We start from the raw sequence: 13,796 nt of genomic DNA, 5'->3' as shown, positions 1-13,796 counted from the left end.
CTGTGTTGCAGAGATCCGCCCCTCGGTCGGTTCTTACGTCGCTGCAGCAATATGCGACGCTGTATGCCGAGGCATATGGCCGGGAGGAATCCGTCACCGAACTGATACCGGCGATGCTGGCAGCATTCCTCGAAAGTGATCGTGCATTTGCCAAGATGCGCAAGACCGCTGAGGCATAGAGGTGGATGACTGAGGAGGATCACCTCTGGACACCGAGGGAGTTGTCGAAATTCCTGGGCTATTCCGAAAGCACCATCTGCCGGATGGTTTCCCAATGCCCTGAAAAGCTGCCACCACGGGTTTCCGCCTTGGCTCGGCCGAGGTGGCTTCCTGAGGTCGCGAGGGAATGGGCGAGAGCCAGCAGCGATTTACCACGCCGGCACGGTGGCCGCCCCCGCATCATTCGATAGGTCGGCAAGCCATTCTCGGCTAAAAACATCTCGATTTAGGAACGCTTCACAGCATACTCGGGGAATGGCAGTGTGCCACACTGTGCCATTCCCCCGAATTTATCCTTTGAAATCAAAGGATATTGGTGCGGTCGAGAAGACTCGAACTTCCACGGGTTTTCACCCACAACGACCTCAACGTTGCGCGTCTACCAATTCCGCCACGACCGCAATCCGTGTCTGATTTGCCAGAAGCTCTGGCCTATCAGTGGGGTAGGAGGGCGCCCCTAACAGAGGAGTTTGAGCTTGCCAAGCGCTGAATCGAACTTGTGGAAAATTTGTTTCAATTCACCTTCCATTTCACCTCGGCCGAGACCGCCGCTTTCGGCGCGTCCACGATCGCGGTGTTGATGGTCAGGTTCTCGCCGGGGTTCAGCACCGGCTTGGGCGGCGCGGCCTCAACCGTATAGACCGCGCGGTTGCGCGCATCGCGCAGCACGATCATCAGGCTGGGCACGCTGCGGCGGTTCTGGCCGATATTGGTGATCGTGCCGGAAATGTTGAAATAATCGTTTTGGTTGTTGAGCGGGCGGCGCTCCTGACGCGCGGCCGGAAAGGTCAGTTTCAGATCCGGCTCGCTGTGCCCCGTCTGGGGCAGGGGCAGCCAGGTGGGCAGGCCGAACTGATAGACCGCCGCCATCGCGCCCGTTGCCATCAGGGCAAAGCCGACCGCCAGCATCGTCCACATCCGCGCCGGATTGCGGCGCGGGCGAAACGGCGGCTCATGGGCAAAGCTGGATGGGGTGGCGGCGAAATTGTCCGCAATCGGGGGCGGGGCCTGCTCGACCGCCGGGGCCGGAGGGGGCGCGGCCATAACCGGGGGTGCGGGCGGGGGTGGGGCCGGAGCGGCAACCGGAGCGGGCGCAGGGGCCTGTTCAGCGGGGCGCGCCACTTGCGGCGCGGGCGCCACAGGGGCCGGGGCCACGGGCGCAGGCGCCGGGGGCACCTCGATCACCGGCCCTTCCTGAAACCAGCTGTGGCGGCAGGTGGCGCAGCGCACGGTGCGGCCATCGACCCCGATGGCGCTGTCGGGGACGGCATAGCGTGTCGCGCAAGCAGGACAGGCAATAATCATCGCCCACAGCTAAAGCATGCAACCGTTGCACAGCACAAGGGGAACAGGGGGCGACCGCTGCGCGAACAGCCATTTTTCCACCGCCCTTTTTTCGCGGGCAAAGCCGTACTATAGCTGGGAAACGATGGTCGAACGTTCTCCTGTTACAAGCCTGCAATACGGCATTTCGCGCCGATGCATTGCCGCGTCCGATGCGTGTGGGAGAGCCAAATGACGGGCATAGCAGGAGAAATCGCCCGCTTCGACAATGTGGGCCTGCGCTATGGCCCCGACCGCGAGGTGCTGTGCGATGTCGGTTTCACGCTTCATGCGGGCCATTTCTATTTTCTGACCGGGGCCAGCGGCGCGGGTAAGTCCTCGCTGCTGCGCATGCTCTATCTGGCCCAGCGCCCCTCGCGCGGGATGATCAGCCTGTTCGGCACCGATGCGATCACCCTGCCGCGTCATCGCCTGCCGGGATTTCGGCGGCGGATCGGGGTGGTCTATCAGGATTACCGGCTGGTGCCGCATCTCTCGGCCTTCGACAATGTGGCGCTGCCGCTGCGCGTGGCGGGGGTGCCCGAACGCGATGTGGTGCAGCCGGTCAAGGATATGCTCGAATGGGTGGGCCTGGCCGACCGGATGGGCGCGCGCCCGGCCACGCTCTCGGGCGGTGAGCAGCAGCGCGTGGCCATCGCGCGCGCGGTGATCGGGCGGCCCGAACTGCTGGTGGCCGACGAACCGACCGGCAACGTCGATCCCGAAATGGCGATCAAGCTGCTGCGCCTGTTCGAGGCGCTCAACCGGCTCGGCACGACCGTGGTGGTGGCCACCCACGATCTGCACCTGCTGCAGAAAGTGCCAGGCAGCCTGATTATGCGGCTGGACCGGGGGCGAATGTCGGACCCGACCGGGGCGCTGCGCTATCCCCCGCGCCGGGAGAATGCCCAGCCATGAACCTGCCAGGCATGAATCTCGACGATGAACAGGTGCAGATCCCGCACCGGCCGCTGGCGCCCACCGGCGGGCCTGTCGATCCTGCGCCTGCCGCGCCGCGTCGTGGGTGGTTCTCGGGCCGCGCCGCTCTTTCGGGCAGCGGCGAGGGCAAGCTGGCGGGCTGGCGCGCCTTTGGCAGCGGGGGCGAGGGCGTGCTCGTGCCTCAGGCGCGGCTGTCGGGGCCGACGCCATGGGTGATCGCGATCATGGTGACGATCACGGTGATCGCGGCGGCCACGGGCCTTGCGCTGCGCAACATCGCCAATGCCGCCGCGCTGGATCTGGCCGGAGGGGTCAGCGTTCAGATCATTGAGGCGCAGGCCCCCGTCCGCGCCGCGCAGGCGCAGGCCGCGCAAAAGGCGCTGTTGGGCGTGCCGGGCGTGATTTCGGCCCGCGTGGTGCCCCAGGCGGAGCTGGACCAACTGCTCGTGCCATGGTTGGGCGCGGGGATGAGCGATGGCGATATGGTGCCCGTGCCCGCGATGATCGACGTGCGGATTGACGGGGCAGCCAATGGTGCACGCATCGCTGCCCTGCGCGCGGCGCTGGGCCGGGTGGCGCCGGGGGCGCGGGTGGATGCGCAATCGCATTGGCTGGCCCCGGTGTTCGAGGCGATGGATTCGCTGCGCTGGCTGGCGCTCTCGATGATCGGCCTGCTGGCGCTGGCGCTGACGGCGGCGGTGCTGCTCTCGGCGCGCTCGGCGCTGGGCACGCATCGGCGAACGATTGAGATCGTGCATAATCTGGGCGGCACCGATGCCCAGATCGCGCGCATTTTCCAGCGCTCGATGGGCATGGACGCCACCTTGGGCAGTCTGGTGGGCATGGTGCTGGGCCAGATTGCGGTGATGGTGCTGGGTGCGCGTTTCGCCGGGCTGGGCGCGGGGCTGCTGGCCGGCGGGGTGCTGCGGCCGCTCGACTGGGCGGTGGTGGCGCTGGTGCCGGTGGCGGCGGTGGTGCTGGCCATGCTGACGGCGCGGCTTTCCGTGCTGATCGCGCTGCGAAGGATGCTTTAGATGCTGCGCCGCCTCCTTGCGCTGCTGCTCACGGTCTGGGCGCTGGGCTTTGCCGGTTTCGCCGCGTTTCAGCCCCAGCCCGCGCCGATCGCCAAGGCCGATGGCATCATCGTGCTGACCGGCGGCGAGGGGCGGATCGCGCGGGGGCTGGATCTGCTGCGCGATGGCGTGGCGCCGCGCCTGCTGATTTCGGGCGTGGACCCGGAGGTGAAGCCGGGCGAACTGGCCGCGCAGTACAAGATGAGCGCGGCCCTGCTGGCCTGCTGCATCACGCTGGGCTACGAATCGGTCGATACGCGCTCCAATGCGCGCGAATCGGCCCAATGGATCAAACGCCACGGGTTGCGCCGGGTGCGGCTGGTGACCTCGGACTGGCATATGCGCCGCGCCGCATGGGAATTGCGCCAGACCATCCCGGCCGACGTGGAACTGACAGAAGACGCGGTGCCGACACGGCCCTCGCTGGGCATCCTGTTTGCCGAATACAGCAAGTTCGTGTTGCGGCGCCTGTGGCATATCGGAAAAGGTTGATATGAATAAATCGCCGCTGGGCATCGGCAACGCATTGCGCTCGATTGCCTTCTCTTTGTTTTTCTACACCTGCTCGGTCCTGATGGGGCTGACGATTCCCTTCTTCATCGCGTTTGGCGGGCGCGAAGGGGCGATCTGGATCTGCACCCGATGGTCGAACATGCACCGTTGGGGCGTGGTGCATATCATGGGGACCAAGGTGGTGATCGAGGGCACGGTGCCTTCGGGCCCGGTCTTTGTCGCGCTGAAACATGAAAGCATGTTCGAGGCGATTGACCTGCCCACGCTGCTGCCCTTTCCGGCGGTGTTCGCCAAGGTCGAACTGCTGCGCGTGCCCCTGTGGGGCCGGGCGGCGGGGCTGTACGGCCTTGTCCCGGTCGAACGCGATCAGGGTGCCAAGGCCCTGCGCGCGATGGTTTCGGCCGCGCGCGGCTTGTCGCAGCAAAACCGCCCGCTGGCGATCTTTCCCGAAGGCACCCGCGTGCGCCACGGCACCCAGCCTGCGCCTCAGGCCGGGTTTGCCGGGCTGTATAAGATGATCGGGCTGCCGGTGGTGCCGGTGGCTGTCAATTCGGGCCCGCTGCTGCACGGCTTCTGGAAAAGGCGCGGGACGGTGACCTATCGCTTTGGTGAAGTGATTCCGGCCGGTCTGCCGCGTGAGGAGATCGAGGCGCGGGTCAAGGCGGCGATTAATGCGTTGAATGATTAGGGAAGATTTTGCCTCCGGCGGGCAAAGGGCGGGGGCCCTTTGCAATCCCGTTAATGGGGTGGTGCTGGAGGGTATCAGGTTTGTTTGGGCGATGGATTTGAAAGCCTGCGGCGCGGTGGGGTTACCCTTGTTTGCGGCGCAGGCTTTTAATTTGCAGGCGGTGCGTCCGACACAAAACGTCGAACCCCATGCGCGACAAAGACAGTAATGGGAGCGCGAGGGGCCAACCGATTTGTCTCGACAAATCGGTTATCTAAAATCATCCCTCGCATTTATAACTCCCTTAAACCCCCTTAAACCTTCCCATCCCGCCCGAAATTGGCGCTGGCCACATCCTGCCCCTGTTCGATGATCGAGCGGCGGATCGCGCGGGTGCGGGTGAAATGGTCGAACAGTTTTTCGCCATCGCCAAGGCGGATCGCCTTTTGCAGCTCGGTCAGGTCTTCGGTGAACACCTGCAGCATGTGGAGGACGGCGTCGCGGTTATAGAGGAAGACATCGCGCCACATGGTGGGGTCCGACGCGGCGATGCGGGTGAAATCGCGAAAGCCGCCTGCGGAATATTTGATGACTTCGTTTTGGGTCACTTCTTCGAGGTCGCCCGCAGTGCCCACGATTGTGTATGCGATAAGGTGCGGCAGGTGGCTGGTCACGGCCAGCACGCGATCGTGATGCGCGGGGGCCATGATTTCCACCCGCGCGCCGATGGCCTGCCACAGCACGGAGAGGCGCTCGAGCTCGAAGGGATCGGTGCCCTCGGCCGGGGTGATGATGCACCAGCGGCCTTCGAACAGGCTGGCGAAACCGGCGTCAGGGCCGGAATTTTCGGTGCCCGCGACCGGGTGGGCCGGGATGATCGTGTGGTTGGGCAGCACCTCGCCCAGCACTTTGGCGACCGCTTCCTTTGAAGAACCGACATCGGAAATGATAGCATCGCCACGCAGGCCGGGCGCGCATTCCCGCGCCGCATCGCCCATCGCGCCCAGCGGCACGCAGAAGATCACCAGATCGGCGTCTTGCACGGCCTCCACGGCGGTTTCGGCCACATGGCCCACCAATCCGCGTTCGGCTGCCCGCGCGCGGGTTGCCGGGTCGCGGTCATAGCCTGAGGTGGCGATTTTGGGCAGATATTGCTGAACCGCAAGACCGATCGAGCCGCCCTGAAGCCCCAAGCCGATGATGGCGATTTTGGCAAAGGACATCTTTATGCGCCTCGCACCAGACGGGTGATTTCATCCGCGATTTCATCCATCTGCGCCTGGCTGCCGATGGTGATGCGAAGCCCGTGCGGCAGGCCCTGATTGGGCAGCCAGCGGGTGATATAGCCGATGTCCATCAGGCCGTTATAGACCGTCTCTGCCTCCAGCGCGCCTTCGAACAGGATCAGCACGAAATTGGCTTGGCTGGGCAGCGGGCGCACGCCCTGATTTCCCAGCGCCTCAAGCCGCTCGACAAAACGCGCGCGGGTGGCGGCATTATGCTCGCGGCTGGCCACGACAAACGCCTGATCGGCAACGGCCGCAAGGCCCATTGCCTGTGCGGTGTTCGAGAGGTTGAACGGCCCGCGAATGCGGTTGAGGGCGTCGATAATGTGATCGGCCCCCGTGCCCCAGCCCAAACGCTCGCCCGCCAGACCATAGATCTTGGAAAAGGTACGTGTGACCAGCACGTTGTCCGCCGATTCCGCCAGCGCCATCGCGCCATCTTCATCCGCCGGATCGACATATTCGCCATAGGCCTGATCCAGCACCAGCAGCACATCGGATGGCAGCGCGGCATGGAGGCGGGCGATTTCGCCCTTCGGCAGGAAGGAACCGGTCGGATTGTTCGGATTGGCGACAAAGACCACCCGCGTCCGTTCCGTCACCAGCGCCAGCAGCGCATCGACATCGGTGCCGTAATCGGCGTCCGGCGCGACAATCGGCGTTGCGCCGCAGCGGCGCGCGGCAATGTCATAGACGCTGAAACCATAGCGGACATAGATGATCTCGTCCCCCGGTCCGGCATAGGCCTGCGCGGCAATATGCAGGATCTCGTCCGACCCGGTGCCCATCACGATGCGGGCGGCGGGAATGCCGTGCAATTGCCCCAAGGCGGCGCGCAGAGCATTGCTGTCGGGATCGGGATAGAGCGCCGGGGCCGCCGCCGCATCGCGCGCCGCCAGCGCCGCAGCCGACGTGCCCAGCGGGTTTTCATTGGCCGAAAGCTTGGTCAACGGCCTGCCGTCCTTGCCCTTGGACTTGCCGGGGACATAGGCGTGGATCGCGCTGATCCAGGGCTTGGGGGTGGGAAGTTTGGTCATGATGGCGCGGCCCTTAGCCGAACATGGGGCGAAATGACAGGGGGTGACGCATGGACTTCCCGTTGACTTCGCGCGCATCAGCCCCCAATTCAACGCGCATAATGGCCAGCCTCTTTACGTCCTGTTCGCAAACCTATGACCTGCCCGATCCGCTGCCGCTGGATGGCGGACAGAGCCTTGAAGGCGTGCGGATCGCGTTTGAAACCTATGGCGCGCTCAATGATGCGCGCGACAATGCGATCCTGATCTGTCACGCCACCACGGGCGATCAATATGTCGCCAGCCCGCATCCCATCACCGGCAAGCCGGGGTGGTGGAGCAAGATGGTAGGACCGGGCAAGCCGATCGACACCGACCGCTTTTACGTCATCTGCCCCAATGTGCTGGGCTCCTGCATGGGCACGACCGGGCCGGGCAGCCTTGCCCCCGATGGCCAGCCCTATGGGCTGCGTTTTCCCGTCATCACCATCCGTGACATGGTGCGCGCGCATATGGCGCTGCTCGACCATCTGGGGGTGGAGCGGCTTTATGCGGTTGTGGGCGGTTCGATGGGCGGGATGCAGGCGCTCTCGCTCTCGATCCATTGGCCCGAGCGCGTGGCGCGAGTGCTGCTGCTGGCCACCACGGCGGTGATGCCGGTGCAGAATATCGCGTTTCAGGAGGTGGGGCGGCAGGCGATCATGGCCGATCCCGATTGGCAGGGCGGGGCCTATTACGGCACGGGTCGGGCGCCGGATGCGGGGCTGGCGGTGGCGCGGATGGCGGCGCATATCACCTATCTGTCGGAAGCAACGCTGTCGGAGAAATTCGGGCGGCGGCTTCAGGACAGGGACGCGAAAAGCTTTGGCTTTGGCGCGGATTTTCAGGTGGAAAGCTATCTGCGCTATCAGGGCAGCAGCTTTACCGGCCGGTTCGACGCCAATTCCTATCTCTATATCACCCGCGCGATGAGCTATTTCGATGTTTCCGAGGAGCGGTTCGGGGCAGACCATACCACCCGCCTGTCCGAAGCCTTTGCCGGGGTAACGGCGCGTTTCTGTGTGGTCAGTTTCGACACCGACTGGCTCTATCCCACCGCCGAATCGCGCAAGATCGCCCATGCGGTCAATGCCGCCGGGGCGCCGGTGTCCTTTATGGAACTGGCTGCGCCCTATGGGCATGACAGCTTCCTGCTCGATGTGCCCGCGCTCGACCGGGTGATTACGGGATTTTTGAGCCGATGAACCGGATTATGGCAAATTTACGCCCCGATCTGGCGGTGATCGCCGGGCATGTGGCGCCGGGGGCGAAGGTGCTGGATGTGGGCTGCGGCGATGGCACGCTGATGGCGGCGCTGCGCGATGAGCGGGGCTGTGATGTGCGCGGGCTGGAGATCGACCCGCATAATGTGGCCGAATGCGTGGGCCATGGGCTTTCGGCCATTCAGGGCGACGCGGACACCGATCTGGCGCTCTATCCCGATGCCAGTTTCGATTACGCGATCCTGAGTCAGACCTTGCAGACCACCAAGCGGCCCGACATGGTGTTGGAGGAATTGCTGAGGATCGGGCGGCGGGCCTTTGTGTCCTTTCCCAATTTCGGCCATTGGCGGGTGCGCAGCGATCTGTTGTGGCGCGGGCGGATGCCGGTGACGCGGCTGTTGCCGGTGGGTTGGTATGAAACGCCCAACATCCACCACCTGACCATCGCCGATTTCCGCGATTTCGTGGCCCAGCGCGGGCTGAAGGTGGAAGGCGCGTGGTATTTGAACGGCGACAGCCTGATCAGCCCCGCGATGGCAACCTGGCGCGCGGAACATGCGGTCTATCTGCTTTCGCGGGGATAATCGCTTCTGATCGGTAAACTCGATCGGAATATACACCTTCCCCAGCTTGCGATTCAGCCCCGCCGCCCTACATTACATGGGTGTGAAAGGACGCGCCCCTCGATGAATGACGAACAGCCCAATGGAAACCCCTGGACGAAGAGCCTTTTGGTGTGGGGAGGGATCTTCCTCGCCCTGTTCTTCGCCGTATCGCTGTTCAGCGCGCGCAATGACATAGGCGCGCAGGCGATCCCCTATTCCGAATTCCGCGCCAAGGTCGCCGAGGGCAGCGTCTATGACGCGCAGGTGGGCGAACAGCGCATCACCGGCAAGTTCAAGAACGGCGAGGCCTACAGCACCGTTCCCATTCCCAACGACGTGACGCTGGCGCCGCTTCTGGCCCAGAATAACGTGAAATATCAGGGCAAGGCTCCCGAAGAGCCGAACGTGCTGCTCTATATCCTGCTTCAGGCTCTGCCTTTCCTGCTGATCGTGGCGGTGGGTTTCCTCGCCATGCGCCAGATGCAGAAGGGCGGCGGCGGCGGCGCCATGGGCTTTGGCAAGAGCAAGGCCAAGATGCTGACCGAAAAGCAGGGGCGCGTGACCTTTGCCGATGTGGCCGGCATTGATGAGGCGCGCGAGGAGCTGGAGGAAATCGTCGAGTTCCTGCGCGATCCGGGCCGCTTTTCCAAGCTTGGCGGCAAGATCCCCAAGGGCGCGCTGCTGGTCGGTTCGCCGGGGACCGGTAAGACGCTGCTGGCCCGCGCGATTGCGGGTGAGGCGGGCGTGCCCTTCTTCACCATTTCGGGTTCGGATTTCGTCGAAATGTTCGTCGGCGTGGGCGCGAGCCGCGTGCGCGACATGTTCGAACAGGCCAAGAAGAACGCGCCCTGCATCGTCTTCATCGACGAAATCGACGCGGTGGGCCGCAGCCGTGGCAACGGCCTTGGCAATTCGAACGACGAGCGCGAGCAGACGCTGAACCAGTTGCTGGTCGAGATGGACGGGTTCGAGGGCAATGATGGCATCATCATCATCGCCGCGACCAACCGCCCCGATGTGCTGGACCCCGCCCTGCTGCGTCCGGGCCGTTTCGACCGTCAGGTCGTGGTGCCGGTGCCCGATATCGAGGGCCGCGAAAAGATCCTGGCCGTGCATATGAAGAAAGTGCCGTTGGCCCCCGATGTTCAGCCCCGCGTGATCGCGCGCGGCACGCCGGGCTTTGCGGGTGCGGATCTGGCCAATTTGGTCAATGAGGCGGCGCTGCTGGCGGCCCGGCGCAACAAGCGTCTGGTGGCGATGCAGGAATTCGAGGACGCCAAGGACAAGGTCATGATGGGCGCCGAGCGTCGCAGCATGGTCATGACCGAGGAAGAAAAGAAGATGACCGCCTATCACGAGGCCGGCCATGCGCTTGTCTCGGTGAATGAACCGGCCAGCGATCCGATCCACAAGGCAACGATCATCCCGCGCGGTCGCGCGCTGGGCATGGTGATGCGCCTGCCGGAGCGGGACAGCTATTCGTATCACCGCGACAAGATGCATGCGAACCTGTCGGTCGCCATGGGCGGTCGTGTGGCCGAAGAGCTGATCTTTGGTTATGAGAAGGTGTCGAGCGGCGCCTCGGGCGATATCCAGTATGCTACGGGTCTGGCGCGCAACATGGTTACCAAGTGGGGCATGAGCGACAAGCTGGGGCCGCTGCAGTATGAGGATCAGAACGAGGGCTATCTGGGCATGGGCGCCAGCCAGCGCCTGTTCGCCTCGGATGAAACGAACAAGCTGATCGACAGCGAGATCCGCAATCTGGTCGACAATGCCCATGTACGGGCGACCGACCTGCTCAAGTCGCAGATCGACAAGCTGCATACGCTGGCGCAGGCGCTGCTGGAATACGAAACGCTGACCGGTGACGAGATTAAGCAGGTGGTGGACACCGGCAAGATCGACCGCCCCGAAGCGCCCAGCGGTGTGCCTCTGCCCGCTGCGATCAGGGGCACCAGCGTGCCGCGCGCGGGCCGGTCGAGCAGTCTGGCGAACGGCCTTGGCGGGATTTCGCCGCAGGGGGCGTAAAAAGCTGCCTTGGTTGCGAAAATGGGCCTCGCTGGCAACAACAGCGGGGCCTTTTCTTTGGGGGCCTATCGACGAAGGCTCAAAACAAAAGGCCCCGGAAAAGCCGAAGCTCTTCCGGGGCCTTTTGTCTTAATCGCCAATGCGATGAAATCAGCCGTCGTAATCCCCGCCCAGCGAGGTGTTACGCACCGGAGCCGCCGCCGTGATGCGCAGCGCCTCGGCGCTTTGCGAGAGCGAGCCGATGTCATCGACTTCATCATCATCGTCAGGCAGGACGCGCTGCATCGAGGTGATCAGCGATTCCTTGAGGATCTTGGGACGGACGGTTTCCTCTGCGATTTCGCGCAGGGCCACCACCGGGTTTTTATCACGATCGCGTTCGAGCGTCAGTTCCGCACCGCCCGAGATTTCGCGCGCGCGCTGGGCAGCCAGCAGCACGAGATCGAAGCGGTTGGGGATCTTGTCGACACAATCTTCAACGGTTACGCGCGCCATGGGCACTCCGTCTTGAATAGGGAAATTCCAGCGAACCTTGGCGCCTAGGCGGCAAAGCGGCGAAAGTCAAGGATTCGTGAGGCAAAGGACGCCTCACTCCTCCAGGTCATAGGAATAATTGGCCAATTCCTCGGGCGCCAGATCGCTGAACTTGGTGATCTTGGCCTCAAAGCGCATGCGGACCTTGCCGGTGGCGCCATGGCGCTGCTTGGCGATGATCAGTTCGGCCAGACCAAAGACGCGCTCCATTTCCTCCTGCCACTTGGCATGGGCCTCGACCACGGCGGGCGGATCGGTGGGGCCGGGCTCCTTGGGCTCGCGGCCCTTGACGTAATAGTCCTCGCGGAACACGAACCAGACCATATCGGCGTCCTGTTCGATCGAGCCGGATTCGCGAAGGTCGGAAAGCTGGGGACGCTTGTCCTCGCGCTGTTCCACCGCACGGCTGAGCTGGGACAGGGCGATCACGGGAACATGCAGTTCCTTGGCCAAAGTTTTCAAACCGCGCGAAATTTCCGAAATTTCATTGACGCGATTGTCGGTCGCCCGCCCGCTGCCCTGCAGAAGCTGAAGGTAGTCGACGATGACCAGACCAATGTCATGGCGCCGCTTCAAACGGCGCGCACGGGCGCGCAGGCCCGCAATCGTCAGGCCCGGCGTATCGTCAATATACAGCGGCAATTGACTCAAACGCTGGCTGGCGAAGGAGAGCGCCTGAAAATCCTCACGGCTGATCTTGCCCATACGCAGCGCGCTGGAGGAAATGCCCGATTGCTCGGCAAGGATACGCGTGGCGAGCTGATCCGCGCTCATTTCGAGGCTGAAGAAAGCCGTCGCCGCGCCGATGCTCTTGGCTGGATCGAGGCCCAACTCGCGGTCGGTCAGCAGGCGGTTGGCCGCGTTGAAGGCGATATTGGTGGCCAGCGAGGTTTTGCCCATGCCCGGACGGCCGGCCAGAATGATAAGGTCGGAATCGTGCAGACCGCCGATGCGCTGGTTGACCGAATCAAGGCCCGTGGTCTTGCCCGCGACATGGCCGCCGCTGTTGAACGCCTTTTCGATGCCCGAAATGGCGGTGCGAGTGGCCTCTGCAAAGCTCTTGGCCTCATTCGCGCCGCCCGCGCCGTCGGCCACCTTGTAGAGCGCGGCCTCGGCGGCCTCGATCTGTTCAAGCGGTTCAACCGATTCGCTGGTGTCCATCGCGCCCTGAACCAGATCGCGCCCCACGCGCACCAGTTCGCGCAGCAGCGCCAGATCGTAAATCTGTTCGGCCAGCACGCGCGGCGCGATCAGCCCCTGACCATCGGCGGTCAGGCGGCCCAGATAGGCCGTGCCGCCCAGCGCCTTGAGCGCCTCGTCGCTTTCGAAATAGGGCTTGAGCGTGACCGGCGTGACCACCGCCTTGCGATCCAGCAATTGCAGGATGCGCTCAAAGATGCGGCCATGGACAGGTTCGAAGAAATGCGCGGGCGACAAGGGCTTGGCCAGTTCCTCGACCACGCGGTTGTCGATCAGGATGGCGCCCAGAAAGGCTGCCTCGGCCTCGATATTGGCGGGCAGCGCCTGCGCGCGCGCACCGGAATCATTGGCGGGCGAAAACGGCAAAGCCGGGGCGAGATGGGTGTCAGATTGTGCCATGGATGGGCCCTCATGCGCCCAGCGGCCGGGCGGCGCAATGGGGTGTGTTGCAAACGACCCTGTGGATAATGGGGATTGGGGCGGGGCGCTGGCGGGAAAATCTCTGTGCGGGCCCATGCTATGGTTTGCACCATAGTTCCTTGCACCCCCTTGCCTGCGCCCCTCGCATTTGCGAAATGAGGAGGTCTTATGTTGTCCAACCTGCCTCCCGTGGCGCCCACTGCGCGCATTTCCAGCATCGATCTGGATGAAACGACGATTCTGCGTCGCAATGACGACATCGAGCAGGAGCGGCGCGTGGCGGTGTTCGATCTGATCGAGGACAATGTTTTCAAGCCCTTGCGGATCTGGGATGCGGGCTATCACGGACCTTATGCGGTGCGCCTCGCGGTCCATGACGGGCGTCTGTCGATGGAGATCAGCGATGGGCGCGAAGGGCATGAGGGCGAATTGCTCGAAACGATCATGCTGGGGCTGGGGCGCTTCCGCCGCTCGATTCGCGAATATTTCGCCATTTGCGAAAGCTATTATCAGGCGATCCGCAAGGCTTCGGCCAAGGAAATCGAGACGATCGACATGGCTCGGCGCGGGGTCCACAACCATGCTGCCGAACTTCTGCTCGAAAGGCTGGAGGGCAAGGTGGAAACCGACTTCCCCACCGCGCGCCGGTTGTTTACGCTGATTTGCGTACTGCATATCAAGGCCTGATGACGATTCGCGTTTCATGCG

The 13,796-nt window shown here is 63.8% G+C and carries 13 protein-coding genes, 1 tRNA gene and 1 pseudogene; 9 read left to right on the top strand and 6 right to left on the bottom strand.

Going from position 1 to position 13,796, the window contains the following annotated elements; translation table 11 throughout:
* Positions 1-50: 50 nt before the first annotated feature.
* Positions 51-179, top strand: a pseudogene (locus tag FHW92_RS25790) (DUF2274 domain-containing protein); the annotation flags it as partial.
* 354 nt (positions 180-533) lie between these two features.
* Here FHW92_RS25790 and FHW92_RS14740 read toward each other — a convergent pair.
* A tRNA-Leu gene (locus FHW92_RS14740) sits at positions 534-620 on the bottom strand.
* Between the two features lie 112 nt (positions 621-732).
* Positions 733-1,524, bottom strand: coding sequence for a zinc-ribbon domain-containing protein (locus tag FHW92_RS14735; RefSeq protein ID WP_168603997.1), 792 nt, complete (start codon positions 1,522-1,524; stop codon positions 733-735).
* Positions 1,525-1,734: 210 nt separating this feature from the next.
* Between FHW92_RS14735 and ftsE the strand changes: the two genes are divergently transcribed.
* The 4 genes from ftsE to FHW92_RS14715 are packed head-to-tail and all read left to right on the top strand — an operon-like array spanning position 1,735 to position 4,755.
* The gene (ftsE, locus tag FHW92_RS14730) at positions 1,735-2,460 is read left to right on the top strand and encodes a cell division ATP-binding protein FtsE (protein ID WP_168603996.1); all 726 of its coding nucleotides are present in this window, start codon (positions 1,735-1,737) and stop codon (positions 2,458-2,460) included.
* Positions 2,457-3,515: a cell division protein gene (locus FHW92_RS14725; protein ID WP_246870167.1), complete on the top strand. Its 1,059-nt coding sequence runs from the start codon at positions 2,457-2,459 to the stop codon at positions 3,513-3,515. The genes ftsE and FHW92_RS14725 overlap by 4 nt, the downstream gene beginning before the upstream one ends.
* The gene (locus FHW92_RS14720) at positions 3,516-4,046 is read left to right on the top strand and encodes a YdcF family protein (protein WP_168603995.1); all 531 of its coding nucleotides are present in this window, start codon (positions 3,516-3,518) and stop codon (positions 4,044-4,046) included.
* Between the two features lies 1 nt (position 4,047).
* The gene (locus tag FHW92_RS14715; RefSeq protein ID WP_168603994.1) at positions 4,048-4,755 is read left to right on the top strand and encodes a lysophospholipid acyltransferase family protein; all 708 of its coding nucleotides are present in this window, start codon (positions 4,048-4,050) and stop codon (positions 4,753-4,755) included.
* Between the two features lie 293 nt (positions 4,756-5,048).
* On the opposite strand, the gene FHW92_RS14710 is transcribed toward FHW92_RS14715, so the two are convergent.
* Together FHW92_RS14710 and FHW92_RS14705 are read right to left on the bottom strand one after the other, a co-directional pair.
* Positions 5,049-5,957, bottom strand: coding sequence for a prephenate/arogenate dehydrogenase family protein (locus tag FHW92_RS14710; protein ID WP_168603993.1), 909 nt, complete (start codon positions 5,955-5,957; stop codon positions 5,049-5,051).
* A gap of 2 nt (positions 5,958-5,959) precedes the next feature.
* Entirely contained in the window at positions 5,960-7,057 is a 1,098-nt protein-coding gene (locus tag FHW92_RS14705) for a histidinol-phosphate transaminase (protein WP_168603992.1), read from the bottom strand.
* 101 nt (positions 7,058-7,158) lie between these two features.
* Here FHW92_RS14705 and FHW92_RS14700 point away from each other — a divergent pair, with 101 nt between their 5' ends.
* The 3 genes from FHW92_RS14700 to ftsH all read left to right on the top strand — a co-directional run bounded on the left by FHW92_RS14700 (position 7,159) and on the right by ftsH (position 10,934).
* On the top strand, positions 7,159-8,280 hold the full coding sequence (locus FHW92_RS14700) for a homoserine O-acetyltransferase (protein ID WP_172249261.1): 1,122 nt from the start codon (positions 7,159-7,161) through the stop codon (positions 8,278-8,280).
* 8 nt (positions 8,281-8,288) lie between these two features.
* Positions 8,289-8,882, top strand: coding sequence for a methionine biosynthesis protein MetW (gene metW / locus FHW92_RS14695; protein WP_168603990.1), 594 nt, complete (start codon positions 8,289-8,291; stop codon positions 8,880-8,882).
* Positions 8,883-8,984: 102 nt separating this feature from the next.
* Positions 8,985-10,934, top strand: coding sequence for an ATP-dependent zinc metalloprotease FtsH (ftsH, locus tag FHW92_RS14690; protein WP_168603989.1), 1,950 nt, complete (start codon positions 8,985-8,987; stop codon positions 10,932-10,934).
* Between the two features lie 150 nt (positions 10,935-11,084).
* On the opposite strand, the gene rpoZ is transcribed toward ftsH, so the two are convergent.
* Together rpoZ and FHW92_RS14680 are read right to left on the bottom strand one after the other, a co-directional pair.
* A complete protein-coding gene (gene rpoZ, locus FHW92_RS14685; protein WP_168603988.1) occupies positions 11,085-11,429 on the bottom strand; it encodes a DNA-directed RNA polymerase subunit omega in 345 nt (114 codons plus the stop codon).
* Between the two features lie 93 nt (positions 11,430-11,522).
* On the bottom strand, positions 11,523-13,067 hold the full coding sequence (locus FHW92_RS14680) for a replicative DNA helicase (RefSeq protein WP_168603987.1): 1,545 nt from the start codon (positions 13,065-13,067) through the stop codon (positions 11,523-11,525).
* A gap of 189 nt (positions 13,068-13,256) precedes the next feature.
* Between FHW92_RS14680 and FHW92_RS14675 the strand changes: the two genes are divergently transcribed.
* Positions 13,257-13,775: a UPF0262 family protein gene (locus FHW92_RS14675; protein WP_168603986.1), complete on the top strand. Its 519-nt coding sequence runs from the start codon at positions 13,257-13,259 to the stop codon at positions 13,773-13,775.
* The last annotated feature ends 21 nt before the right edge of the window (positions 13,776-13,796 follow it).

This window comes from Novosphingobium sp. SG707 (assembly GCF_012275515.1).
GTDB lineage: Bacteria > Pseudomonadota > Alphaproteobacteria > Sphingomonadales > Sphingomonadaceae > Novosphingobium.
The sequence above is the reverse complement of the archived record's forward strand: the minus strand, read 5'-3'. Positions and strand labels throughout refer to the sequence as shown.